This is a genomic window from Affinibrenneria salicis (assembly GCF_008710095.1).
The window spans coordinates 73486-94487 of sequence record NZ_VYKJ01000012.1; the positions used below are offsets into that span (position 1 = coordinate 73486).

Genomic DNA, 21002 nt, shown 5'->3' on the forward strand with positions numbered 1-21002 from the left:
GTTTCATGACCCAGGCAACGCGAGTCCCTCATGAAAGTACCTTTACCACCAGTGATGGCGTGTCGCTGTTTTATCGTCATTGGCCCGCCGCCGATGAGCGGCCGCGGCGGGTCATGGTCCTGTTTCACCGCGGCCATGAGCATTCGGGGCGTTTACAACATATAGTGGATGAGCTGGCGATGCCGTCCACCGCGTTTTATGCGTGGGACGCGCGCGGACACGGCCATTCGCCCGGCGAGCGCGGCTACAGCCCGAGCCTGGCGCGTTCGGTGCGCGATGTCGATGAATTCGTGCGCTTTGTCGCCGCGCAGAGCCAGGCGGCGCTCAGCGATATCGTGGTGATCGCCCAAAGCGTGGGCGCGGTGCTGGTCTCCGCCTGGGTGCACGATTACGCGCCGAAAATACGCGGTATGATTTTGGCTTCGCCCGCCTTTAAAGTGAAACTGTACGTACCCTTCGCCCGCCGCGGGCTGGCGCTGCAGCAGCGCCTGCGCGGCCTGTTTTTCGTCAATTCCTATGTGAAGGGCAAATATCTGACGCACGATCCAGAGCGCGTCGCCAGTTTTAACTGCGACCCGCTGATTACCCGCGCCATTGCGGTCAATATTTTGCTGGATCTGTACAGCACGGCCGAGCGCATCGTCGCCGATTCCGCGGCGATCAGGCTGCCGACGCAGCTGCTGATTTCCGGCGACGACTATGTGGTGCACCGTAAACCGCAGATCCGCTTTTATCAGGGGATTCGTCATCCGGTAAAAGAACTGCATATTTTGCCCGGCTTTTATCACGATACGCTGGGCGAAAAAGATCGTCATCTGGCGTTCGCGAAAATGCGGGACTTCATCGAGCGGCTGTACGCCATGCAACCGACGCCGCCCGATTACGCGCAGGAAGATCGCTGGAGTCCCGGCGCCGACGCCTGGCGCATGCTGGCGGCGTTTCCTGCGCGCTATTCGCCCGAGGGGCTGTATTACGCCGCGCTGCGCTGGAGCATGAAGAACATCGGTAAATATTCCGCCGGCGTGCGGCTGGGCTTTGACACCGGTTTTGACTCGGGCAGCACGCTGGATTACGTCTACCGCAATCAGCCGCAGGGCAGCAACGCGTTCGGTCGTTACCTCGATCGCAACTATCTGAATAGTATCGGCTGGAAAGGCATTCGCATGCGCAAGGAGCATATGCAGCAAACGATCCAGCTGGCGATCCAGCAGCTGCAGCAAAAGGCGATGCCGGTGCGTATCGTCGATATCGCGGCGGGTCACGGACGCTATGTGCTGGATGCGCTGGCGGAGCAGCAGGGCATTGAGCGCATTTTGCTGCGTGACTACAGCGATCTGAACGTTGAAAAGGGGCGCGCGATGATCGCCGGGCGCGGGCTGCAGTCGCTGGCGAGTTTTGAAAAAGGCGATGCCTTTGACCGCGCCGATTTGGCCGCGCTGGAGCTGAAGCCGACGCTGGGCATCGTTTCCGGGCTGTATGAGCTGTTCGCGGATAACGACAGCGTGCGCGCGTCGCTGGCCGGGCTGGCGGCGGCCATTCCCGACGGCGGACTGCTGGTATATACCGGCCAGCCGTGGCATCCGCAGTTGAAAATGATCGCCTGGGCGCTGACCAGCCACCGGGACGGCGTTCCGTGGGTGATGCGCGTGCGCTCGCAGGGCGAGATGGATGCGCTGGTGCAAGAGGCCGGGTTTGAAAAATGCCAGCAGTTGATTGACGCGTGGGGTATTTTTACGGTTTCTCTGGCGGTACGGCGCATCCGATGACGGCGGACGAGACGTGGACGGACCATTGGCGCCGCGGGCTGTGGCGGCGCGGCTTTTTCTGGCTGCTGCTGCTGGCGCCGCTGTTTTTCCTCAGCTATGGCCAGGTCAACCAGTTTACCGCCGGGCGGGAGAACGTCGGCAGCGTGGTGTTTGACTGGGAACGGCATATTCCTTTTCTGCCGTGGACCATCGTGCCGTACTGGAGCATCGATATTCTGTACGGTATCTCGCTGTTTATCTGCCGCACGCGGCGCGAACAGACGCGCCAGGCGTGGCGGCTGATCGCCGCATCGCTGGTGGCCTGCGGCGGTTTTTTACTGTTCCCGCTTCGGTTTAGTTTTGTCCGGCCCCACACCGACGGGCTCTTCGGCTGGTTGTTTGACCAACTGGAAATGTTCGATCTGCCGTTTAATCAGGCGCCGTCGCTGCATATTATGCTGACCTGGCTGCTGTGGCTGCGTTTCTGGGCGCATGCCGGCCGCGGCTGGCGCGCGGCGCTGAGCGCCTGGTTTTTGCTGATCGCCGTTTCGGTGCTGACCACCTGGCAGCACCACTTTATCGATGTGATTACCGGCGTGGCCGCGGGCGTGGTCGTCAGCTATCTTATTCCTGTGCGCGGCGGATGGCGCTGGCGCCGCGGCGGCGGCGCGCACCGTCGGCTGGCCTGGCGCTATGCCGGCGGGGCGGGGCTGTGTCTGCTGATCGCGCCGCTGTCGCCCGTTTGCTACGTTATGCTGTGGCCGGCGCTGGCGCTGGCCGCGGTGGCGCTCGGTTACGCCGGTCTGGGGACGGCGGTTTTCCAGAAGCAACCGACGGGCGGCATGTCGCCTTCGGCCTGGCTGCTGCTGTTGCCCTATCTGCTGGCGGCGCGACTTTCCATGCGTATGTATACCCGCCGACTGGACGCCGTCAGCGAGATCGGGGCGGGGATGTTTATCGGCAGCTATCCGCGGCGGCCGGTCGCGCAACGGGCGGTGTTGGATCTGACCGGCGAGTTCTGGCGCGGCCGCGATACCCGCGACCGCGCCTATGTCTGCTGTCCGCTGCTCGATCTGGCGCTGCCGGATGCGGAACAGTTTGCGCAGGCGGTGTCCGCGCTGCAACAGCTGAGCAGCCGACACGATACGGTGTTGGTACACTGTGCGCTGGGTCTGTCGCGCAGCGCGCTGGTGGTGGCGGGCTGGCTGCTGGCCCAACGGCGGGCGGCCAGCGTCGCCCAGGCCGTCGATCTGCTGCGTCAGCGGCGGTCGGCGGTGGTACTGACGGATGAACACTTGCGGATGCTGGAACAATGGAACAACAGAAAACGATAGCCGTACTGCATCAGCCGGATGCCGTTCGGGTTTTGGTTATTCATTTAGCCAGCTGGCGCTACTTTGCCGCGCTGACGCTGCCGCCGCTATTGTCTCTGTTGCTGACGCCGCCCGCGCCGTCATCGGCGGGGCTCGGCGCTCTGGCGCTGCTGACGCACTATTTCTGCTGGCGTCTGTGGCTGGACGAACGTTTGTTTACGCAGCTCAGGGATGCGCCGTCGACGGCGGTGTTCGATGCGGCGATGCAACAGCTGTGGGGCGGGAAAAAAGTGCGCGATCGGCCGCTGATACAGCGCTGGGCCGGCGCGCGGCGTCTGCTGCGGCGCGCCATGGCGGCCACCGTGCTGTTATGGTGCGCATGGCTATTTACGCTGTGGCCGGTTTGAGCGCCGGCCAGCCGCCGTTTAGCGCGGCAGGCCGGCTTGCTCATTACCTGCGTTTATTCGGCGTATCGCCGGTCGCTACATAACCGATGCGGTAATATTGCGCCGACGTCTCGTCAGCGTCCGCCGCCGGTCGGCGCTGCAGGAAATCTACCCGCAACTGTCGCCAGTCGCCGCTATCCCAGCCCAGCAGGTCGCCCTCCGACGCCGCGCCGATGGCCGACAAATCCGTTTCGGGCGTTAGCGGCGCGATCTCGCGGCGCGCCAGCGTACAGGGTTTGACCTGGCCCGCCTGCGGCGCGCGCGCCACCAGCCAGCTCTGCACGCGCGGCCGGCCAAACGCCTGGGTTAAGGCGGCAAAGCCGGCGCTGGCGAGAAAGCGCGCCATACTCGGCGCGTCCTGCCAGAGATAGAGCGGCGCGTAAAGGTTTTCCCGCGACGGCGCCGTCGGGTCGTCGCGCCGGGCGTAGAGATAGGTTTTAAACACCAGACCGGGAAAGCCATCCAGTCGGGCGCCGTTCTCAGCGATGCGCCGCTCAATAACCGACATATCGTAGTCGGCGGGCAAAACAAAACTGTACTGCATGGCGATCATAACGCCTCCGTTATCAGGGGATGTCCGCTGGCGAAACACCAATCTTCCGCCGCGCTAAACTGAATCACTATCATCACGTCGTCCGGCGACATCGCCAGCCCGTCCGTCAGTCGCCGGGTCAGCGTCCGATAGAAATTTTGTTTCTGCTCCCGGCTGCGCGCTTTGCCCGCAGTGATATGAAACAGCAGATAGCCGTCGCTGCGGCCGTCCGGGCCGCTGGTCAGATAATGCCGGTCGTAGATCAAATGCCCGTCCGAACAGGGCGTTATCAGCTGGAAACGGTCGTCGACCGGTACGGCGAATTCGTCCACCAGCGACTGATGCAGAATATCGGAAATCTGACGCCGTTGGTCTGCCGTGCGGCTTTCGTGCAGGTAAATGCGGCTGAAAGGCATTATTGTTCCTCCTCCGGCAGACAGCCCAGCGCGGACACCGCGGCCGGCCAGCCGGCGTAAAAAGCCAGATGCGTGATCGCTTCGATAATCTCCTGCCGCGTCAGGCCGTTGTTTTGCGCCAGCGCCAGGTGCCAGGGCAACTGTTGAGTACGGCCCAGCGCAATCAGCGCCGCCAGCGTGATCAGGCTACGCTCGCGCGGCGCCAGTTCAGCGCGCCGCCAGATATCGTCGAAGAGCACCTCATTACTGATTTGCGCCAGTTTCGGCGCGATGGCGGACAGAGTGTCACGGTCTATTATTTGTGGCATTTCAGGTTTCTCCTCAGGTTGTGGGCTGACGCTATTGTTGAATGGCGCTATAATTTAAAAAATCGAAATATTTGGTATTTATAATCCTGTAAAACGGGATGGTTATGGATAAGAGACCCATCGCGCTCGATCTGGAGGCGCTGCGCAGCTTTGTCGCCGGCGTGAAGCTGGGCAGCTTTGCGCTGGCGGCGGAGCGGCTCAATCGGTCAACCTCGGCGGTCAGCGCGCAGTTGAAAAAACTGGAACAGCAGTGCGGGACCGGGCTGTTGCGTAAGCGCGGCCGCCATTTGCAGTTAACCGACGGTGGCGAAATTCTGCTCGGCTACGCTCAACGCCTGCTGGCGGTTAACGACGAAGCTTTGCAGGCGGTGCGCGGCAGGCTACTGCAAGGCGAGGTGCGTTTTGGCATGCAGGAGGACTTTGGCGAAACGCTGCTGCCGGAAATCCTGGGCGCGTTCGCCCGCAGCTGGCCCGGCGTTCAGATTACGGCGCGCATCGGCCGCAATGGGGAACTGCGCCACGCGATAGACAGCCGACAGCTTGATCTGGCGCTCACCTGGCTTGACGAGCGGAATATGCCGGACGCGCCGGTTCTGACGCGGCTGCCGCTGCAATGGATTCGTCACCCGCAGCTGGCGATCGACAGCTATCTGGCCCGGCGTCAGCCGCTGCCGCTGGTGATGTTCGAATCCCCCTGTCTGATCCGCAGCCATGCGATTACCCAGCTGGACGCGGCGGAAATTCCGTGGCGCATTGCGTTCGTCAGCCGCAGTCTGAGCGGTATCTGGGCGGCGGTCAGCGCCGGGCTGGGCATCACCGTGCGCTCCAAAATGGGCATGCCCGCACAGCTGACCACCGAGGCGCCCCCGGCATTGCCCGCGCTGCCGGAACTCGGCATCACGCTGCTGCAGGCGGAAGAGAATATGCCTGAGGCGACCGTCCGGCTGCAGCAACTGCTGGTGGATGAACTGCGGCGCCAAATCTGAGCGGGCGCGTCGTCCGATCATGGCCGCGCGGGAGATCGAAGCCAGGCGCGACGGACTGCTATCGCGTCGTTAGACCCGAGTGTCGTCCGGCGTAAAACGCAACGACTCGATAAATGGGCCCATTACCCGTGAATGCGGCGCGCGCAGCGAATTCTGCCTATGCGCGACCGGCGAAAAACCAGCCGGCGGCGATTTGTTGGACCTGTGCCCGTTCGCTTTCCTCCCGCGCCGGATGCCGGCAAACGGCCGGAAACTTATCCGCGCTGGCGGGGCTGCGCGCCGGGCCGTTGCCCGCTGGCGGGGCCTTATTTTTATTTTCAGTAAGATAAACCGACGCCGCGGACGTGTATGATGAGCCGATCAACCGCGTTGGGCCGGCCGGCGCTGGCCAACATCCGTTCGGCCGTCGGAAACCGGCATCCGCCTGACGTGCTCTTTTCTATCCGGCGTAAAGTGACGTAATCGATGAGTACGATTAAACTAACCGTTAACCATTTGTATCAGCAGGCGGGCGAGCATCGGGTGGCGTCCCGGGCCACGGCCCGTGTTTTCGTTGGCGATACGCTAATCGCCAGCGAAGAGATCGCGGGCATGACGGAGAGCCCGGTCAGCAAATATATTCACCATTCTCTGGCGGAAGGGCTACCGGTGCGGGTGGAGTGGGATTGCGCCGGGAGCGCGTCTATGCTGGTTGCGGAAGTGCAGGTTTGTCCCTGTTGTCTACATAATGAACCCGAATAATAAGGAATAACACTTTGGCTGGAGCAAGTTTACTGTCGCTGCTGGATGATATCGCCACGCTGCTGGACGATATTTCTGTGATGGGAAAAGTCGCGGCTAAAAAGACCGCCGGCGTGTTGGGCGACGATCTGTCGCTGAATGCCCAGCAGGTGAGCGGCGTTAAAGCAAATCGTGAGTTACCGGTGGTCTGGCGCGTCGCCAAAGGTTCCTTCATCAATAAGCTGATTCTGGTGCCGGTCGCGTTGCTGATCAGCGCGTTTATTCCCTGGGCGATTACTCCGCTGCTGATGATCGGCGGCGCGTATCTGTGCTATGAAGGGGTAGAGAAGGTGGCGCATAGCCTGCAGCACGGCAAAACGCAGAATAGCCCCGAGGCGCGCCAGCAGCGGCTGCTGGCGGCGGCGCAGGCCGATACGACGGCCTATGAGAACGATAAGGTGAAGGGCGCGATCCGCACCGATTTCATTCTTTCGGCCGAAATTGTGGCGATTACCCTGGGGATCGTCTCTGAGGCGCCGCTGCTCAATCAGGTACTGGTGCTGGCCGGTATTGCGATCGTGGTGACGGTCGGCGTCTACGGTATCGTGGCCGGCATCGTCAAGCTGGACGACCTGGGGATGTGGCTGGAGCAGAAATCCTCCTTCATTGCCCGTAAAATCGGCGCCGGCCTACTGGTGGCCGCGCCCTGGCTGATGAAAATTCTTTCCGTGGTCGGGACGCTGGCGATGTTTTTAGTCGGCGGCGGTATCGTTATTCACGGCGTGCCCGCGCTCCATCACGCCATCAGCGCCTTCGGCGAAGGATTCGGCGGTTTCGGCGCCGTGCTGGCGTCCAATCTCGCCAATCTGATCATTGGTTTTATTCTTGGCGCGCTGGTGCTGTTCGCGGTTTCGATGATCGGTCGGCTACGCCGGAAATAGCGTTCTGCGGCCGGTTCTGGCCGGCCCTGACCGTGCCTGCGCGATGCCGTCTCCGACGGTCGCATCATCGTAAGCTCTCTGCTTAAAAGTCTGGGTAATCATAAACGTTTAGATTGAAATGCCGATGTATTCAGCGGGCGCAGCATTTTTACGTCGCGGATGACGGTTTTTTCAACCATCGGGCTCTCGGCCCATGCCATACCGGGTCGCCGGCGTCGGGCCGTATTCATCCCTGCGCGGCGTGCATATATCGCGGGGAGCAAAACCGATCTACGGCGCGGCGGCGACCGGTGGTCTCCATCCGTCCGGGCATAAAGCGCGCTTGCCGCTGGCTCAGACTCGCCGGTGATAAATGTATTAAAACCATCAGGAAAGTTTACATAATGAATAAAGTTGTTCTCGCCGGCCTGCTGGCGGCGATGGGAGTTGGCGCTTATTGCGCTGCAGCGGAGCGCGTTGCGGCGTCTGAACAGACGCCGGCGTCCGGCAGCAAGGTAAAATATCCTTATAAGGTCATCAACGATCGGGTGGTGTATCAAAAAGCGGCCAACCTGAGTCCGCAGCCCCTGGCGGACGCCAGCCCGGATGATTTCGAGCGCGTGTATAAAAATGATGAAATCGCGCTGGGCAAGTCCAATGGCCATTACTACTGCAACGACACGAAACTGCCGGCAGGTTTTGATCTGGCGACGGGCGCCACGCTGGATGTGTTTCTGTTCAGTAACGTGGGCACGTTCGCTTCCTGCAAACCCATGGCCGAAAAGGTGGATCGGGATAAGTTTAACGCGCTGGATTTCCCCTTCTTTAGCGACGGTCAGCATATTTTTCTGCGCGACGGGGAAGTCCTGGCGGGCGCCGACGCCGCCAGCTTTCAGCCCCGCGGAATGAATCAGGCGTTTGACAAGCAGCACTACTACTTCATGGAAGGCGACAGCGTGCGATTGCCTTACCGCGGCAGCGTCAATATCTATGCTCCATGCTGGGGGTGGGCAAACATTGACGGCGCGTTGTATTATCGCGGTGAAAAACAGAACGATGTCGATGTGAAGACTTTCCAGTGCCTCGCCTTTACGCTGGCGGCGGATAAAAAAGGGTTCTACATCTACGGCAAGCCATACCCGATTTTCGCGCCGGACGTCAAACTGAACAATATCAAGCCTCTGTCCGCGCAAGTGTTCAGCGACGGGAAATACAGCTGGCACGTGGGCGTTGAACCGACCCTGCTGGAAGGGATTAACAGCAAGGCGCTGAAGGTGGATGGCCGCGTAATTTCCGACGGCGTCAGCGAATGGTATTGCGCCGATGTTAAGACCGGCGATGAGCCGACCTGCCATAAAAACAAGTAAACGTAATGGGGCGCGCCGCCCTTGTTGGATGCGGGCGTCTGGCGGGAACGACGTCTGTGGCATGAATAGGCGGTTGCCGTGCTCATCATCGTCGCCGGTTACGCCCGGCGTCGTTGCCCGCTCTACCTGAGCAGGTTGCTGATATGGCGGACTCAGACCGGGATCCTGTAACTTCCGGAGGATATGACGATGAGCTTTGATATTTTTCTTCAGTCTTTTGAACAGGGGCAGCCGGCTCTTTTCCCTTTTTCCATCGTAGAAACGGCTTTCCAGAACGCTATCCGGGGGCGTGAGATCGACGACAACCGCTACTTTTTTGCGCTGGAATACCCGGTGCCGTCCAGCGGCGAACCTGAAACCATCCTGATGGGGGGAGATGCGTATCCATGCGTGGTCAGCGACAGCGCCGACCTTTACTGCACCACCGAGCCCGGTCCCTCAGGTCCGGCGACCTATAGTTTTATGGTCAATCGCCCCGCAGCTCATGACGACTTCTGGACCGCACTATTAAAAATTCTGCAAACCACCCACAGCGCGCTATTCTGGCCCGGCGATAATGCGCTGGTGGTGGGACAAGCGGAGACGATTGCGCATCTGCCGGCGGATATGATTGAAACATTAGGCCAGCCTTATCTGGTATCCACCGCGCGCCAGATCGTTGAGCGCATTAATGGTGAATAGCCCACGGCGGCGATTGTTGCCGCTCAGCGATGTATCGCCGGGGCGCCGCCTTCCTGCAACCCGAATTTATCCAGCGTCCAATCCTGTTATCGCCTCCGTGAAGGCTTTTGCTGCGGCGAAGTAACGGTTGTTTCGTCCATGCTCATTAATCATCTTCCCCGGCCGTTCTGTCGGATGCAGGTTCTGGTTGCAGGCAGACTATTTTGCGACCCGGGGCATAGCCGATTATAAAGAAAAGCTATTGCCATATAGCGGCGCATTCCTGTCAGAACTGCCTTGAAGAGGGCTTGCATAACCAGGCGGTCAGCGCGCAGGCTGTAAGAACGAGGCCCAACTGCTGTACCAGTCCGGCGGCTCCCAGCATCAAACCCAATAGTAAATAGTAGGTCAGCCCGAAGTATGCTCCGGCAGCGCCAGCCTGTTCACGATAGTGATGCAGAGCCTGGCTCAGTACGTTGGGGATCGCAACGCTATACGCGACGACGACACCAGCGACAGGCGCTAAAATCCACGGCGAGGTCTGTAATCCCCATGTGACAAGGCTGGATAACAACGCCAGGCTACAGGCATGTCGAACCAGTTGCTCCGGTTCGATACCTGCGGCCAATAATCTTCGGTTCAGCAGACTTCCAAATAGCGCTGCTAACGCCAGTAACAATCCGGTCCATCCAAATGCTCTGGAGTCCCAATCAAATTGTTCGAAAAGAAACGGGGCCAGGCTGTAGTAGCTAAAGATCATTGCATTGAGTAGCGAAATCAGCATTGCATTTCGCCGGAGAGAACTGTCGCGAATCATGCGTACAGCCAGACAGCCTATGTGAGGGCTGATTGCGCGCACTGGCCGTGTTTCCGGCAAGATAACCGCAGTAAGCGTCAGCAGCAATATCGCCAGCAACGACAGCGCAATAAAGACCCCCGTCTGGCCGTAAAGGCTCACAATCCAGCCTCCGCTCACCAGACCGAACACCGGGCTTAATGCCAACGCGACACCCATAATCGAAAATACGCGAGCCAGCTTTGTTGATTGATAACTGTCCCGAAGCATGGTTTGCACCACGACGGATCCCGATGCCGCTCCCAACGCTGATACCATCCGGGCCAATAACAATATCTTGAAGTCTGCCGTAGCTATCGCCATCACGGCTCCTGCCGCATAGCAGATCAGCCCGGACAGCATGGCAGGACGTCGACCAATATGGTCACTCAGCCACCCCCATAATGCTACCCCTATAGCAAAAGCGAAAAAGTAAACTGAAAGTGTCTGAGAGGTACGCTCACTGCTTACATTGAACGAACGGGCAATATCGGGTAACGCAGGGCTATATATGGTTTCCACCAGCTGTGGAAACATAATCAGTAATGTTAATAACCACAGCGGCGGTTTATTAATAGTATTCATGGCGACGTCTTAATATTACAGGAGGGATGACTATTATTGCCGTCACGACAGTGTCTGATTACAATTAACAGGACTAAATACATCAAATATGAGACAAGATGGCAAAAATTGCGCCTGAACAGTTCTTTGACCCGGATAGTTTCGATGACCCGGTAATCGGAATTGCAGCCGATATGGGGTTACACGACTCCGGTCGCCACAGCCACCATCGCCATCAATTACTCTTTTCTGCTGCGGGTACTATCACTATTGAACTGGAGAATACTCTGTGCCTGCTTCCGCCGCATCGTGCTGCCTGGATCCCGGCGGGTACCGTTCATCGCGCTATGATGCGCGGCGTTATGGCTTATCGCTCTCTGTATTTTTCAACCACATTGCCATTTTCCGAACTGCCATTACAGATCGTCGAGGTTAATCCCCTTTTTTTCGCAGTGATTGAGCGCATGGCATTCTGGCCCTGGGGAATGGCTGCGGAACAACAGACCAGTCTAATCAACGTATTTAGTGAAGAATTGCAAACTGCGCGTAGTGAGAACCGGAGACTACCTTTTCCCTCCGATGCACGCCTGAGCGCATGGTTAGACAGGGTGCGTGGAGGCGAATTGCCGCCACGACTGAACCAACTGGCGCAACAGGCTGGGGCGTGCGAGCGGACCATTTGTCGAATTTTCATCAGAGATACCGGCATGAATTATCAGAGCTGGCGCCAGCAATGGAGACTATTGAAGGCAATAGAAATGCTGGCCGATGGACTGAGTATAAATCAGGTGGCGCAGCGGCTGGAATTTGTCAGCGACAGCGCATTCATCGCTTTTTTCCGTCAGCATACAGGTACAACACCAACACGCTATCCATTGACGCTATCGGAAAATAATGGATAACGTTGGGTATAGACATTGCGCGATTATCACGGCGTGCTTCCCGTGGCCATTTTGCCTGATGAACCGGTGAAAAAAACAGCCAGTTGCGCCTGTTCCTGGCACACTGAAGGCATTCAGCCATAGCCCTTAAGCCACCACATCGAACTTGCCATGCCCATGGTTGTACCAACAGAGCACTGTGGATATAGGTGGAATTCAATAGCAGACAGTCGACGAAGAAAACAACCCAACGGGTTGATTTTAATGGGGAGGTAAAGGTTGATAAACGCCAGAAGACGAAATTCTGGTGTCCCCGACTGGAATCGAACCAGTAACTAGCCCTTAGGAGGGGCTTGTTATATCCGTTTAACTACGGGGACGCGGCGGGCAGTATACTGCATTTCCCGTCGGGGAATAAGCACTTGCCCGTCTGTTTGCTCAATCTGTCAGCAGTTAGCCGGCATTGTCGGCTTTTTGTTTTTCCCTGGCGGACGCTTGCCGGGCCGCCTGCATTTTTGCATGGTTGCTCATATCGTTACGGATCTGCACGTGGCTGATCAGACCGAAGATGAAGGTGCCGCCGATAATGTTGCCGGCCAGCGTCGGCAGGGCGAACGGCCAGATAAATTCCTGCCAGCCGATCGTGCCGTTAAACACCAGATAAAGGATTTCCGCCGAGCCGACCACGATGTGCGTCAGATCGCCCAGTCCGACCAGCCCGGTCATGATGATGATGACCCACAGTTTGGCCGCGCCGTCGGCGGCGGGCAGCATCCAGACCATGGTGGCGATGATCCAGCCGGAAATAATCGCGTTGGCGAACATTTCGCCCGGCGGATTGTGCATCACCTCGGCGGACAGGCTGGTAAAGGCGGCGCGCGTGGCTTCGTTAAACACCGGCAGCTGCGCAAAGGCCAGCGCGACAAGCGCGGTGCCCAGCAGGTTGCCCAGCAGCACCAACCCCCACAGCCGAAACAACAGCCGCGCGTTACCGGGCGTGGGTTTGTGCATCACCGGCAGCACGGCGGTCAGGGTGTTTTCGGTGAACAACTGCTGGCGCGCCATAATCACGATCACAAAGCCAAAGGTGTAGCCAATGTTTTCCAGCAGGAAGCCGCCCGGTATGCCGTTCAGGTGAACGTGAAAAATACCTTTAGCCATCAGCGAGGCGCCCATGGAGATGCCGGCGGCAATCGCCGATAACAGCAGCGCCATGCCGTCTCGCTCCAGTTCCTTTTCGCCCTCCTGACGGATTTGTTCATGCAGCGCCGCGGCCGGCGAGGGCAGCGAATCTTCGTTGATCTCGATCTTGCGGCCCTGTTCTTTTTCTTCGCTTTCCACTTCATTCATGTTTTGTGGCGTCATGTTCATACATCCTCATGTCGTACTTGCCGTATGGATATAAGCGTAGCCGTTTTCCGCCGCCGCCGGGAATTAACGCTTGTCGGCGCGCTTACAGTAAGTTTTTACGCGTTGCATGATCTGACGCGGTATTTTTAGCCTGCGGCGGGTGGCGGTTTGCCGCCGCGGCGCCTGTAAGACGCAACGGGCTCTGTGATAAAATGGCGCCATCTTTTCCGACCGCCGGGTAACCGTCCGATGCTGCAAGCACACAATCTGACCTGTATTCGCGACGAACGCCGTCTGTTTAGCGCGCTGAGCTTCGGCGTGTCGCCGGGAGAGATGGTTCAGGTCGCGGGGCCGAACGGCAGCGGCAAAACGTCGCTGCTGCGTCTGCTGGCCGGCCTGGCCCGGCCGGACGCCGGCCAGGTGCGCTGGCAGGGGCGCGATATTCACCGTCAACGCGTCGATTATCACGCCAGCCTGCTTTATCTTGGCCACCAGCCGGCGGTAAAAACCGAGCTGACGGCCAGCGAAAATCTGTCTTTTTACCAGCGAGCGGGCGGTCAGCACGATCCCATCGGCATCTGGCAGGCGCTGGCCGATGTGGCGCTGACTGGCTATGAAGATGTCGCGGTCGCGCAGCTGTCGGCCGGTCAGCAGCGGCGCGTGGCGCTGGCGCGGCTGTGGATAAGCCAGGCGCGACTGTGGATCCTGGATGAACCGCTAACGGCCATTGATAAGCAGGGCGTACAGCGTCTGATGGCGCTGCTCAGCCGTCATCTGGCGCGCGGCGGGATGGCGGTTCTGACCACTCACCAGGATTTCCCCGGCGACATGGTCGCGATGCGCCGCATTGAGCTGGATGGCCAGGGGGCGGTCGCGTGTTCTGGCTGATTGTCAGACGCGAATTGCGCATGGCCTGGCGCAAGCGGGCCGGCATCGTGCATCCGCTGTGGTTTTTTATGATGGTCATCACCCTGTTTCCGCTCGGCATCGGGCCGGAGCCGCGGTTGTTGGCGCGCATCGCGCCCGGCGTGGTGTGGGTGGCGGCGCTGCTGGCCAGCCTGCTGGCGCTGGAGCGGCTGTTTCGCGATGATTTTCAGGACGGCTCGCTGGAGCAACTGCTGTTATTGCCGGCGCCGCTGCCGCTGACGGTGTTCGGCAAGGTGTTTGCCCACTGGCTGATCAGCGGCTTTCCGCTGTTGCTGCTATCGCCGCTGGTGGCGCTGCTGCTGTCGTTGAACGGCTGGACTCTGCTGGCGGTCGCGTTGACCCTGTTGCTGGGCACGCCGACGCTGAGCCTTATCGGCGCGATCGGCGTGGCGCTGACCGTGGGGTTGGGAAAGGGCGGCGTGCTGCTGAGCCTGCTGCTGCTGCCGCTGTATATTCCCGTTTTGATTTTTGCCGCGTCGGCGATCGATGCGGCGTCGATGGGGCTGGCTTTCGACGGCCATCTGGCGCTGCTGGGGGCGCTGCTGGCGGGCAGCGCCACGCTGGCGCCGTTCGCCACCGCGGCGGCGCTGCGCGTCAGTCTGCAGTAACGCCGTCGGTCCGGTCGGGTCCGTCTCGCCGCTATCGCTGTTAACTATGAGCAGGACAGATTATGCGCACCAGGTTTTATCACGCTTTCCCGCCGCAGCGCCTCTATGCGCTGTGCGGGCGTATCTCGACGCCCTGTGGCCTGCTGGCCACGTTTTGCCTGCTGATCGGCTGGGTCTGGGGACTGGCCTTCGCGCCGGCGGATTACCAGCAGGGCGATAGTTTTCGCATTATGTATATGCACGTGCCGGCGGCCATCGGCTCGCTCAGCATCTACCTGCTGATGGCGCTGGCGGCTTTTATTGGCCTTGTGTGGCAGAAGAATCTGGCCAGTCTGGCGGCGATGGCCATGGCGCCGGTCGGCGCGGTTTTCACCTTTATCGCGCTGTGCACCGGTTCGCTATGGGGCAAGCCGATGTGGGGCGCCTGGTGGGTGTGGGACGCACGGCTGACCTCCGAACTGGTGCTGCTGTTTCTGTATATCGGCGCCATCGCGCTGTATCAGGCGTTCGATAATCGGCGGCAGGGCGGTAAAGCGGCCAGCCTGCTGATTCTGGTCGGCGTGGTGAACATCCCCATAATCCATTACTCCGTCGAGTGGTGGTACACCCTGCACCAGGGATCGACTCAGATGCAGCAGACCATTTCACCGCTTATGCGGCAGCCGTTGCGCTGGTGCATCGTTGGCTATCAACTGTTGTTTGCCGCCCTGACGCTGATGCGGTTACGTAATCTGATCCTGTATCAGGAGCGCCATCAGGACTGGGTGAGCGTACTGGCGCAAAAAGAACGGCGGGGGGAACGGCTATGACGCCGGCATTTTCATCCTGGCAGGCTTTCTGTTTGATGGGCGGTTACGCCGGCTATGTCTGGCCTGCGCTGCTGCTGGCCGTCTGCGCGCTGTTCGGCCTGTTTTTGCATACCCGCTGGCAGCGTCGCAGTCTGTTGCGCGGCATCGCGCGGCGCCGACGGCGCGAACGTCGTCAGCGCGACGGGAGGGGAGAATGACAACGCCGGCGCGGCATCGACTGATGCTGGTACTGCTGCTGATGCTGGGCGTGGGGCTGACCACTTCGCTGGTGCTGTACGCGCTGAGCAGCAATATCGATCTGTTTTATACGCCGGTCGAGATCGTCAACGGCAAGGGCGAGGCGCATGAACGACCGCACGTCGGGCAGCGTTTGCGGGTCGGCGGCATGGTGCTGCCGGGTTCGGTTCAGCGCGACGCGCAGTCGCTGCAGGTGCGTTTTCGTCTGTACGATGCGCAGCAGGCGATCGACGTGACCTATGCAGGCATTCTGCCGGATCTGTTCCGCGAGGGGCAGGGCGTGGTGGCGCAGGGCGAGCTGCTGGAGGGCAACGTGGTGCGCGCCTGGGAAATACTGGCGCGCCATGATGAGAACTACACGCCGCCGGAGATATCGGCCGCGATGACGGACAACCACCGCCATCCCGCCGGGACGGCGGCCGGTCGGGCCGGAGCGACGCCGCCATGATGCCGGAACTGGGGAGTTTTTTGCTTTGTCTCGCCCTGGGGCTGGCCGCTCTGCTGAGTTTCTATCCTCAGTGGGGCGCGGCCCGCCAGGATGCGCGCGTTATGGCGTGCGCCCGGCCGCTCAGTTGGGGGCTGTGCGCCGCGGTGAGCGGCGCCTGGCTGTGTCTGATTTATGCTTTTGTGGCCAACGATTTTACCGTCGCCTATGTGGCGGCCAATTCGAACACTCAACTGCCGGTCTGGTTTCGGGTGGCCGCCGTCTGGGGCGCTCATGAAGGCTCGCTGTTGCTGTGGGTGTTTTTACTGTCGCTGTGGACGCTGGCGGTGGCGCTGTTTAGCCGGCGTATGCCGCTGGCGGCGACGGCGCGCGTGCTGTCCGTGTTGGGAACGATAAATATCGGATTTCTGCTGTTCATCATCTTCACCTCCAACCCGTTTAGCCGCACCCTTCCGGCATACCCGATCGACGGGCGCGATTTAAATCCGATGCTGCAGGATATCGGCCTGATCTTTCACCCGCCGCTGTTGTACATGGGGTATGTGGGCTTCTCGGTCGCCTTCGCCTTCGCTATCGCGGCGTTGATGGCCGGCCGGCTCGATACGGCGTGGGCGCGCTGGTCGCGGCCGTGGACGCTGGCCGCCTGGGTGTTTCTTACCCTGGGCATCGTGCTGGGCTCGGCCTGGGCCTATTACGAACTGGGCTGGGGCGGCTGGTGGTTCTGGGATCCGGTGGAAAACGCCTCCCTGATGCCGTGGCTGGCCGGTACGGCGCTGCTTCACTCTCTGGCGGTGACGGAAAAACGCGGCAGCTTTAAGGCCTGGACGGTGTTGCTGGCGATCGGCGCGTTTTCGCTCTGCCTGCTCGGCACTTTTCTGGTGCGATCCGGCGTGCTGGTTTCCGTTCATGCCTTTGCCTCCGATCCGGCGCGCGGCCTGGTTATTCTGGCTTATCTGGTGGTGACGATCGGCGGTTCGCTGCTGCTCTACGCCTGCAAGGGCGGTCAGGTGCGCAGCCGGACGCGCCATCAGCTCTGGTCGCGCGAGACGCTGCTGCTGGCCAATAATCTGTTGCTGATGACGGCCGTGCTGGTGGTCTTGCTGGGCACGCTGTTGCCGTTGGTGCATCGGCAACTGGGGCTGGGCAGCATTTCCGTCGGCCAACCCTTTTTCAATCAGATGTTCACCTGGCTGATGATCCCGTTCGCCCTGCTGCTCGGCATCGGGCCGCTGGTGCGCTGGCGCAGCGATCGACCGCGTTTGCTTTGGCGGCGTCTGGCGCTGGCCGGGCTGACGACGCTGCTGCTGGCCGTGGCGCTGCCCTGGCTGTTGCAGGATCGCATCGTGGCGCTGACGGTGCTGGGATTGTCGATGGCGCTGTGGGTGATGATATTAACGCTGTTGCAACTGCATGAGCGCGCCGCGCACCGGCACGGTTTTTGGCGCGGTCTGTGCCACCTGACGCCCAGCCTTTGGGGCATGACGCTGGCTCATCTGGGCGTGGCGCTCACTGTGACCGGCATCGCCTTCAGCCAGAATTACAGCATCGAACGGGATGTGCGCATGCAGGCGGGCGACAGCGTCGATATTCACGGCTATCGCTTCAGGTTACGCGAGGTGCAGGAAATCCGCGGGCCGAACTACCTCGCCAGCGTCGGGGTGATTGAGGTCAGCCGGGGCGGTCGGCCGGAGGCGCTGCTGCGGGCGGAAAAACGTCGCTATAGCGTGGCGCGCAGCGTGATGACCGAAGCGGCGATCGACGGCGGCTTTACCCGCGATTTGTACGCGGCGCTGGGCGAAGAGCTGGCGCCGGGCGTCTGGGCCGTACGCCTCCACTATAAGCCGTTCGTGCGCTGGATCTGGTGGGGCGGGGCGCTGATGGCGGCGGGCGGTCTGATTTGCCTGTGCGATCCGCGCTATCGCGGCGGTAAAGCGCGTCGCGCGGCCGCCGTGCGGGAGGCCGGATGAAACGCCGCGCGCTGCTGTTTGTTCCGCTGCTGCTGTTTATGCTGCTGGCGCTGACGCTGCTGGTCCAGCTTAGCCGCAACGCCCAGGGGGACGATCCCGGCCAGCTGGAGTCGGCGCTGATCGGCAAACCGGTGCCGGATTTCCGTCTGGAACAGCTGGATCGGCCGGGCCGGTTATTCGACCGTTCTCTGCTGGTCAGCGGTCGGCCGCTGCTGCTGAACGTCTGGGCCACCTGGTGTCCAACCTGCCGCGCGGAGCATGCTTTTCTGTCTCGTCTGGCGCAACAGGGCGTGCGGGTGGTCGGCCTGAATTATAAAGATTCTCGCCGGCAGGCGATCGACTGGCTGCGCGCGCCGGGAAACCCCTACGCGCTGAGTCTGTATGACGGCGACGGCATGTTGGGGCTGGATCTGGGCGTCTATGGCGCGCCGGAAACCTTTTTGATCGACGGTCAGGGTATTATCCGCTATCGCCACGTGGGCGAGATGAACGAGCGCGTCTGGCGGCAGACGCTGCAGCCGCTTTACCAGCGCTATACGGAGGGAGGATGAAACGCATCATGCTGGCATGCCTGCTGCTGTGCGCCGCGTGCGGCGCGCGCGCGCAACAGCCGGCGCAGGAGTACGCTTTTGATTCGCAACAGCAGGAGCAGGCGTTTCTCCACATCACTGGCCAACTGCGCTGTCCGAAATGCCAGAACAGCAGCATTTCTGATTCGAGCGCCGATATTGCCAGAGACATGCGCGCGAAGGTGTACCAGTTAATGCGACAGGGCAAAAGTCAGCAGGAAATCATCGACTACATGGTCGCGCGCTACGGCTATTTCGTCACCTGGGAACCGCCGGTGACGCCCGTTACGCTGATCCTGTGGTTTGGCCCGCTGGCGTTGTTATGCGTCGGCGCCGGCGTGATCATTCGCCGCGCCCGGATGCGGCCTGCCGCCCTGACGGCGCACGAGCGGCGGCGGCTGGCGCAGATTTTACCGCCGACCGGCGGAGAACGGGACGACGAATCGTCCGGCGGGAGGTCGCGATGACGCTGTTGATGCTGCTGATGCTTGTGCTGCTGCTGGCGGCCGTCTGTTTGTTTTGCGGCCCGTTGTGGTGGTGGACGTCCGCTCGGCGGACGGTCAGCCGCGATGCGGTGAATCAGGCGTTTTATCGGCAGCGGCTGCAGGAACTGGCGTGCGAAGACGCGTCCGGCCCGCTGGACGACGGCCCGTCGCTGGTGGCCGAGCTGCAGTATAATCTGTTGGACGATATACCGCCGCCGCGGACGGCCGCCGCGCGGCCGGTGCCCGCCTGGGCGCTGTACGCGGGGATCGCGCTGCTGCTGGCCATTACGCTCGGCAGCTACTTTAGCCTGCGCGGTTTCGGTCAACTGCGCGACTGGCATCGGGTCATGGACAATCTGCCCGCGTTGCGCGAACGGTTGCTCAACGAGGAGCGCCGGCCGCTGAGCGAGGAGGAGATCGCCCGTCTGGCGCTGGCGGTGCGCACCGGGCTGCAGCGCGATCCCGCCAATGCCGGCCAGTGGATGCTGCTGGGGCGCATCGGCGCCGCTCAGGGCAACGCCGCCATGGCGATTCAGGCGTGGGAACGCGCCTGGCGGCTGGATGCGAATAATCCGGAAGTGGCGCTGGGCTATGCCGCGGTATTGACACAATCCAGCGATCCGGACGATAACAGGCTGGCCGCGCAGCTGCTGGCGTCGGTGCTGCGCGTCGACCATACTCATCTGCGCGCCCTGAGCCTGTTCGCGTTCAACGCCTTCGAACTGCGGCGCTATGAGCAGGCTATTGGCGCGTGGCAAATGATGCTGCGTTTGCTGCCGCCGGATGATCCTCGCGTCGCGGTGTTAACGCGCAGCATTGCGCAGGCGAAAGTAGAAGCGGCGAAATAAGCTGATACACTGTGCTACAGTTTCCGCATTCGCCGCGTCCGCGCGCGGCGAATGCAATGCGATACAGTCAGGGAGAATAAATATGAATTATCGCCTGAGCGGGGTGGTGTTTGCCAGCGTACTCCTGATAGGTTGCGCCAGCTCGGCCGATCAGTCACAGCAGGGGCGTTCGGATCCACTGGAAGGCTTTAACCGCACCATGTTCAGCTTTAACTATAATGTGCTGGACCCTTATCTGGTTCGTCCCGCCGCCGTGGCGTGGCGTGACTATGTGCCGACGCCGGCGCGCAACGGGCTGAATAACTTTTTTGGCAACCTGTCGGAACCGGCCACCATGGTCAACTATTTTCTGGCCGGTAAACCCTATAAGGCCATGGTCCATTTCAACCGCTTTTTCCTGAACACCGTGCTGGGCATGGGCGGACTGATCGACGTGGCGTCGATGGCCAACCCCAAGCTGGCGCGCGAAGAACCGCGCCGTTTCGGCAGTACGCTGGGCTATTACGACGTGGGTTACGGACCTTACCTGGTGTTGCCGGGCTACGGCAGCGCGACGCTGCGTGAGGACGGCGGCGACATGGCCGACACGCTCTATCCGGTGCTCAGCTATCTGACTCTCTGGATGTCCGCCGGTAAATGGGTGTTCGAAGGGCTGGAGACGCGCGCACAGCTGCTTGACTCCGACGGAATATTGCGTAATTCCGACGACCCTTATTTGATGATGCGCGAAGCCTATTTCCAGCGGCAGGATTTCCTGGCGGGCGACGGCAAAGCCGCGCCGGCGCAGAATCCGAACGCGGAAGCCATCAAAGGCGATCTTGACGATATCGACTGACCGGCCGCCTGGCGGACGCCGCCGGTCTGCCGCCGTAAGGGGCGCTCAGGCGCCCCTTGTGTCGTCTGGCGCAAGGGCGGCGCGTGCCGGCGATATCCGCTGACAGGGGCGTTGCGCCGCCGGCGTGATCTGAGGCAGGCTTGCGTAATACTGTAGAATTGGTTAATTTCTTTAGTTATAAAAGTGGTTTTTGTACGTATGGGTAACAATAATGTTTCGTCAGCGTGAA

24 protein-coding genes and 1 tRNA gene are annotated in these 21002 nt (G+C 60.7%); 19 read left to right on the plus strand and 6 right to left on the minus strand.

Features of this window, described 5'->3' with window-relative positions; genetic code table 11:
• The first annotated feature begins 5 nt into the window (after positions 1 to 5).
• Genes FJU30_RS19910 through FJU30_RS19920 form a run of 3 tightly spaced genes read left to right on the plus strand, consistent with a single transcriptional unit; the run spans position 6 to position 3465 of the window.
• Positions 6 to 1766: a bifunctional alpha/beta hydrolase/class I SAM-dependent methyltransferase gene (locus FJU30_RS19910; protein ID WP_150436723.1), complete on the plus strand. Its 1761-nt coding sequence runs from the start codon at positions 6 to 8 to the stop codon at positions 1764 to 1766.
• On the plus strand, positions 1763 to 3079 hold the full coding sequence (locus FJU30_RS19915) for a phosphatase PAP2/dual specificity phosphatase family protein (RefSeq protein WP_150436839.1): 1317 nt from the start codon (positions 1763 to 1765) through the stop codon (positions 3077 to 3079). The genes FJU30_RS19910 and FJU30_RS19915 overlap by 4 nt, the downstream gene beginning before the upstream one ends.
• Positions 3058 to 3465 (plus strand): hypothetical protein, encoded by a 408-nt coding sequence (locus tag FJU30_RS19920; RefSeq protein ID WP_191091652.1) that lies wholly within the window; start codon positions 3058 to 3060, stop codon positions 3463 to 3465. The genes FJU30_RS19915 and FJU30_RS19920 overlap by 22 nt, the downstream gene beginning before the upstream one ends.
• A gap of 43 nt (positions 3466 to 3508) precedes the next feature.
• Here FJU30_RS19920 and FJU30_RS19925 read toward each other — a convergent pair whose 3' ends face one another.
• Genes FJU30_RS19925 through FJU30_RS19935 form a run of 3 tightly spaced genes read right to left on the minus strand, consistent with a single transcriptional unit; the run spans position 3509 to position 4760 of the window.
• Positions 3509 to 4057 (minus strand): DUF4865 family protein, encoded by a 549-nt coding sequence (locus FJU30_RS19925; RefSeq protein ID WP_150436724.1) that lies wholly within the window; start codon positions 4055 to 4057, stop codon positions 3509 to 3511.
• Positions 4054 to 4452, minus strand: a complete 399-nt coding sequence (locus FJU30_RS19930; RefSeq protein ID WP_150436725.1) for a tautomerase family protein — start codon at positions 4450 to 4452, stop codon at positions 4054 to 4056. Before FJU30_RS19930 ends, FJU30_RS19925 begins: the two co-directional genes overlap by 4 nt.
• Complete coding sequence (locus FJU30_RS19935; RefSeq protein WP_150436726.1) at positions 4452 to 4760, minus strand: carboxymuconolactone decarboxylase family protein; 309 nt, start codon at positions 4758 to 4760, stop codon at positions 4452 to 4454. Before FJU30_RS19935 ends, FJU30_RS19930 begins: the two co-directional genes overlap by 1 nt.
• 104 nt (positions 4761 to 4864) lie before the next feature.
• Here FJU30_RS19935 and FJU30_RS19940 point away from each other — a divergent pair, with 104 nt between their 5' ends.
• From FJU30_RS19940 to FJU30_RS19960, 5 genes are all read left to right on the plus strand, one after another.
• A complete protein-coding gene (locus tag FJU30_RS19940) occupies positions 4865 to 5746 on the plus strand; it encodes a LysR substrate-binding domain-containing protein (protein ID WP_150436727.1) in 882 nt (293 codons plus the stop codon).
• Between the two features lie 465 nt (positions 5747 to 6211).
• Positions 6212 to 6487 carry a hypothetical protein gene (locus FJU30_RS19945; RefSeq protein ID WP_150436728.1) on the plus strand — a complete coding sequence of 92 codons (276 nt, stop codon included), beginning with the start codon at positions 6212 to 6214 and terminating at the stop codon, positions 6485 to 6487.
• Positions 6488 to 6501: 14 nt separating this feature from the next.
• Entirely contained in the window at positions 6502 to 7407 is a 906-nt protein-coding gene (locus tag FJU30_RS19950; RefSeq protein WP_150436729.1) for a DUF808 family protein, read from the plus strand.
• Positions 7408 to 7790: 383 nt separating this feature from the next.
• Positions 7791 to 8753 carry a DKNYY domain-containing protein gene (locus FJU30_RS19955; protein ID WP_150436730.1) on the plus strand — a complete coding sequence of 321 codons (963 nt, stop codon included), beginning with the start codon at positions 7791 to 7793 and terminating at the stop codon, positions 8751 to 8753.
• 189 nt (positions 8754 to 8942) lie between these two features.
• The gene (locus tag FJU30_RS19960; RefSeq protein WP_150436731.1) at positions 8943 to 9434 is read left to right on the plus strand and encodes a hypothetical protein; all 492 of its coding nucleotides are present in this window, start codon (positions 8943 to 8945) and stop codon (positions 9432 to 9434) included.
• 265 nt (positions 9435 to 9699) lie between these two features.
• Here the strand turns inward: FJU30_RS19960 and FJU30_RS19965 are convergent, their stop codons facing one another.
• Positions 9700 to 10833, minus strand: coding sequence for a multidrug effflux MFS transporter (locus tag FJU30_RS19965; protein ID WP_150436732.1), 1134 nt, complete (start codon positions 10831 to 10833; stop codon positions 9700 to 9702).
• 98 nt (positions 10834 to 10931) lie between these two features.
• Here FJU30_RS19965 and FJU30_RS19970 point away from each other — a divergent pair, with 98 nt between their 5' ends.
• The gene (locus FJU30_RS19970) at positions 10932 to 11714 is read left to right on the plus strand and encodes an AraC family transcriptional regulator (RefSeq protein ID WP_150436733.1); all 783 of its coding nucleotides are present in this window, start codon (positions 10932 to 10934) and stop codon (positions 11712 to 11714) included.
• A 284-nt stretch (positions 11715 to 11998) separates the two neighbouring features.
• Here the strand turns inward: FJU30_RS19970 and FJU30_RS19975 are convergent.
• Both FJU30_RS19975 and FJU30_RS19980 read right to left on the minus strand, forming a co-directional pair.
• A tRNA-Arg gene (locus FJU30_RS19975) sits at positions 11999 to 12073 on the minus strand.
• A gap of 73 nt (positions 12074 to 12146) precedes the next feature.
• Complete coding sequence (locus FJU30_RS19980) at positions 12147 to 13058, minus strand: formate/nitrite transporter family protein (RefSeq protein ID WP_395858599.1); 912 nt, start codon at positions 13056 to 13058, stop codon at positions 12147 to 12149.
• A 234-nt stretch (positions 13059 to 13292) separates the two neighbouring features.
• Here FJU30_RS19980 and ccmA point away from each other — a divergent pair, with 234 nt between their 5' ends.
• The 10 genes from ccmA to mlaA all read left to right on the plus strand — a co-directional run bounded on the left by ccmA (position 13293) and on the right by mlaA (position 20773).
• Complete coding sequence (gene ccmA / locus FJU30_RS19985) at positions 13293 to 13931, plus strand: cytochrome c biogenesis heme-transporting ATPase CcmA (RefSeq protein ID WP_150436735.1); 639 nt, start codon at positions 13293 to 13295, stop codon at positions 13929 to 13931.
• Between the two features lie 20 nt (positions 13932 to 13951).
• A complete protein-coding gene (gene ccmB / locus FJU30_RS19990; RefSeq protein ID WP_395858628.1) occupies positions 13952 to 14578 on the plus strand; it encodes a heme exporter protein CcmB in 627 nt (208 codons plus the stop codon).
• A 62-nt stretch (positions 14579 to 14640) separates the two neighbouring features.
• Positions 14641 to 15387: a heme ABC transporter permease gene (locus tag FJU30_RS19995; protein ID WP_150436737.1), complete on the plus strand. Its 747-nt coding sequence runs from the start codon at positions 14641 to 14643 to the stop codon at positions 15385 to 15387.
• The gene (gene ccmD / locus FJU30_RS20000) at positions 15384 to 15584 is read left to right on the plus strand and encodes a heme exporter protein CcmD (protein ID WP_150436738.1); all 201 of its coding nucleotides are present in this window, start codon (positions 15384 to 15386) and stop codon (positions 15582 to 15584) included. The genes FJU30_RS19995 and ccmD overlap by 4 nt, the downstream gene beginning before the upstream one ends.
• Positions 15581 to 16072, plus strand: coding sequence for a cytochrome c maturation protein CcmE (gene ccmE / locus FJU30_RS20005; protein ID WP_150436739.1), 492 nt, complete (start codon positions 15581 to 15583; stop codon positions 16070 to 16072). Before ccmD ends, ccmE begins: the two co-directional genes overlap by 4 nt.
• Positions 16069 to 18036, plus strand: coding sequence for a heme lyase CcmF/NrfE family subunit (locus FJU30_RS20010; protein ID WP_150436740.1), 1968 nt, complete (start codon positions 16069 to 16071; stop codon positions 18034 to 18036). Before ccmE ends, FJU30_RS20010 begins: the two co-directional genes overlap by 4 nt.
• Positions 18033 to 18587: a DsbE family thiol:disulfide interchange protein gene (locus tag FJU30_RS20015; RefSeq protein WP_150436741.1), complete on the plus strand. Its 555-nt coding sequence runs from the start codon at positions 18033 to 18035 to the stop codon at positions 18585 to 18587. The genes FJU30_RS20010 and FJU30_RS20015 overlap by 4 nt, the downstream gene beginning before the upstream one ends.
• Positions 18584 to 19072 (plus strand): cytochrome c-type biogenesis protein, encoded by a 489-nt coding sequence (locus FJU30_RS20020; RefSeq protein WP_150436742.1) that lies wholly within the window; start codon positions 18584 to 18586, stop codon positions 19070 to 19072. The genes FJU30_RS20015 and FJU30_RS20020 overlap by 4 nt, the downstream gene beginning before the upstream one ends.
• On the plus strand, positions 19069 to 19938 hold the full coding sequence (ccmI, locus tag FJU30_RS20025; protein ID WP_191091653.1) for a c-type cytochrome biogenesis protein CcmI: 870 nt from the start codon (positions 19069 to 19071) through the stop codon (positions 19936 to 19938). The genes FJU30_RS20020 and ccmI overlap by 4 nt, the downstream gene beginning before the upstream one ends.
• Positions 19939 to 20020: 82 nt before the next feature.
• Positions 20021 to 20773: a phospholipid-binding lipoprotein MlaA gene (mlaA, locus tag FJU30_RS20030; RefSeq protein WP_150436744.1), complete on the plus strand. Its 753-nt coding sequence runs from the start codon at positions 20021 to 20023 to the stop codon at positions 20771 to 20773.
• Positions 20774 to 21002 lie beyond the last annotated feature (229 nt).

Excerpts from the sequence above, each read along its gene's own strand:
- FJU30_RS19910 (WP_150436723.1), top strand. The coding sequence starts at position 6 with ATGACCCAGGCAACGCGAGTCCCTCATGAAAGTACCTTTACCACCAGT.
- FJU30_RS19915 (WP_150436839.1), top strand. The coding sequence starts at position 1,763 with ATGACGGCGGACGAGACGTGGACGGACCATTGGCGCCGCGGGCTGTGG.
- FJU30_RS19920 (WP_191091652.1), top strand. The coding sequence starts at position 3,058 with ATGGAACAACAGAAAACGATAGCCGTACTGCATCAGCCGGATGCCGTT.
- FJU30_RS19925 (WP_150436724.1), bottom strand. The coding sequence starts at position 4,057 with ATGATCGCCATGCAGTACAGTTTTGTTTTGCCCGCCGACTACGATATG.
- FJU30_RS19930 (WP_150436725.1), bottom strand. The coding sequence starts at position 4,452 with ATGCCTTTCAGCCGCATTTACCTGCACGAAAGCCGCACGGCAGACCAA.
- FJU30_RS19935 (WP_150436726.1), bottom strand. The coding sequence starts at position 4,760 with ATGCCACAAATAATAGACCGTGACACTCTGTCCGCCATCGCGCCGAAA.
- FJU30_RS19940 (WP_150436727.1), top strand. The coding sequence starts at position 4,865 with ATGGATAAGAGACCCATCGCGCTCGATCTGGAGGCGCTGCGCAGCTTT.
- FJU30_RS19945 (WP_150436728.1), top strand. The coding sequence starts at position 6,212 with ATGAGTACGATTAAACTAACCGTTAACCATTTGTATCAGCAGGCGGGC.
- FJU30_RS19955 (WP_150436730.1), top strand. The coding sequence starts at position 7,791 with ATGAATAAAGTTGTTCTCGCCGGCCTGCTGGCGGCGATGGGAGTTGGC.
- FJU30_RS19960 (WP_150436731.1), top strand. The coding sequence starts at position 8,943 with ATGAGCTTTGATATTTTTCTTCAGTCTTTTGAACAGGGGCAGCCGGCT.
- FJU30_RS19965 (WP_150436732.1), bottom strand. The coding sequence starts at position 10,833 with ATGAATACTATTAATAAACCGCCGCTGTGGTTATTAACATTACTGATT.
- FJU30_RS19970 (WP_150436733.1), top strand. The coding sequence starts at position 10,932 with ATGGCAAAAATTGCGCCTGAACAGTTCTTTGACCCGGATAGTTTCGAT.
- FJU30_RS19980 (WP_395858599.1), bottom strand. The coding sequence starts at position 13,058 with ATGACGCCACAAAACATGAATGAAGTGGAAAGCGAAGAAAAAGAACAG.
- ccmA (WP_150436735.1), top strand. The coding sequence starts at position 13,293 with ATGCTGCAAGCACACAATCTGACCTGTATTCGCGACGAACGCCGTCTG.
- ccmB (WP_395858628.1), top strand. The coding sequence starts at position 13,952 with ATGGCCTGGCGCAAGCGGGCCGGCATCGTGCATCCGCTGTGGTTTTTT.
- FJU30_RS19995 (WP_150436737.1), top strand. The coding sequence starts at position 14,641 with ATGCGCACCAGGTTTTATCACGCTTTCCCGCCGCAGCGCCTCTATGCG.
- ccmD (WP_150436738.1), top strand. The coding sequence starts at position 15,384 with ATGACGCCGGCATTTTCATCCTGGCAGGCTTTCTGTTTGATGGGCGGT.
- ccmE (WP_150436739.1), top strand. The coding sequence starts at position 15,581 with ATGACAACGCCGGCGCGGCATCGACTGATGCTGGTACTGCTGCTGATG.
- FJU30_RS20010 (WP_150436740.1), top strand. The coding sequence starts at position 16,069 with ATGATGCCGGAACTGGGGAGTTTTTTGCTTTGTCTCGCCCTGGGGCTG.
- FJU30_RS20015 (WP_150436741.1), top strand. The coding sequence starts at position 18,033 with ATGAAACGCCGCGCGCTGCTGTTTGTTCCGCTGCTGCTGTTTATGCTG.
- FJU30_RS20020 (WP_150436742.1), top strand. The coding sequence starts at position 18,584 with ATGAAACGCATCATGCTGGCATGCCTGCTGCTGTGCGCCGCGTGCGGC.
- ccmI (WP_191091653.1), top strand. The coding sequence starts at position 19,069 with ATGACGCTGTTGATGCTGCTGATGCTTGTGCTGCTGCTGGCGGCCGTC.
- mlaA (WP_150436744.1), top strand. The coding sequence starts at position 20,021 with ATGAATTATCGCCTGAGCGGGGTGGTGTTTGCCAGCGTACTCCTGATA.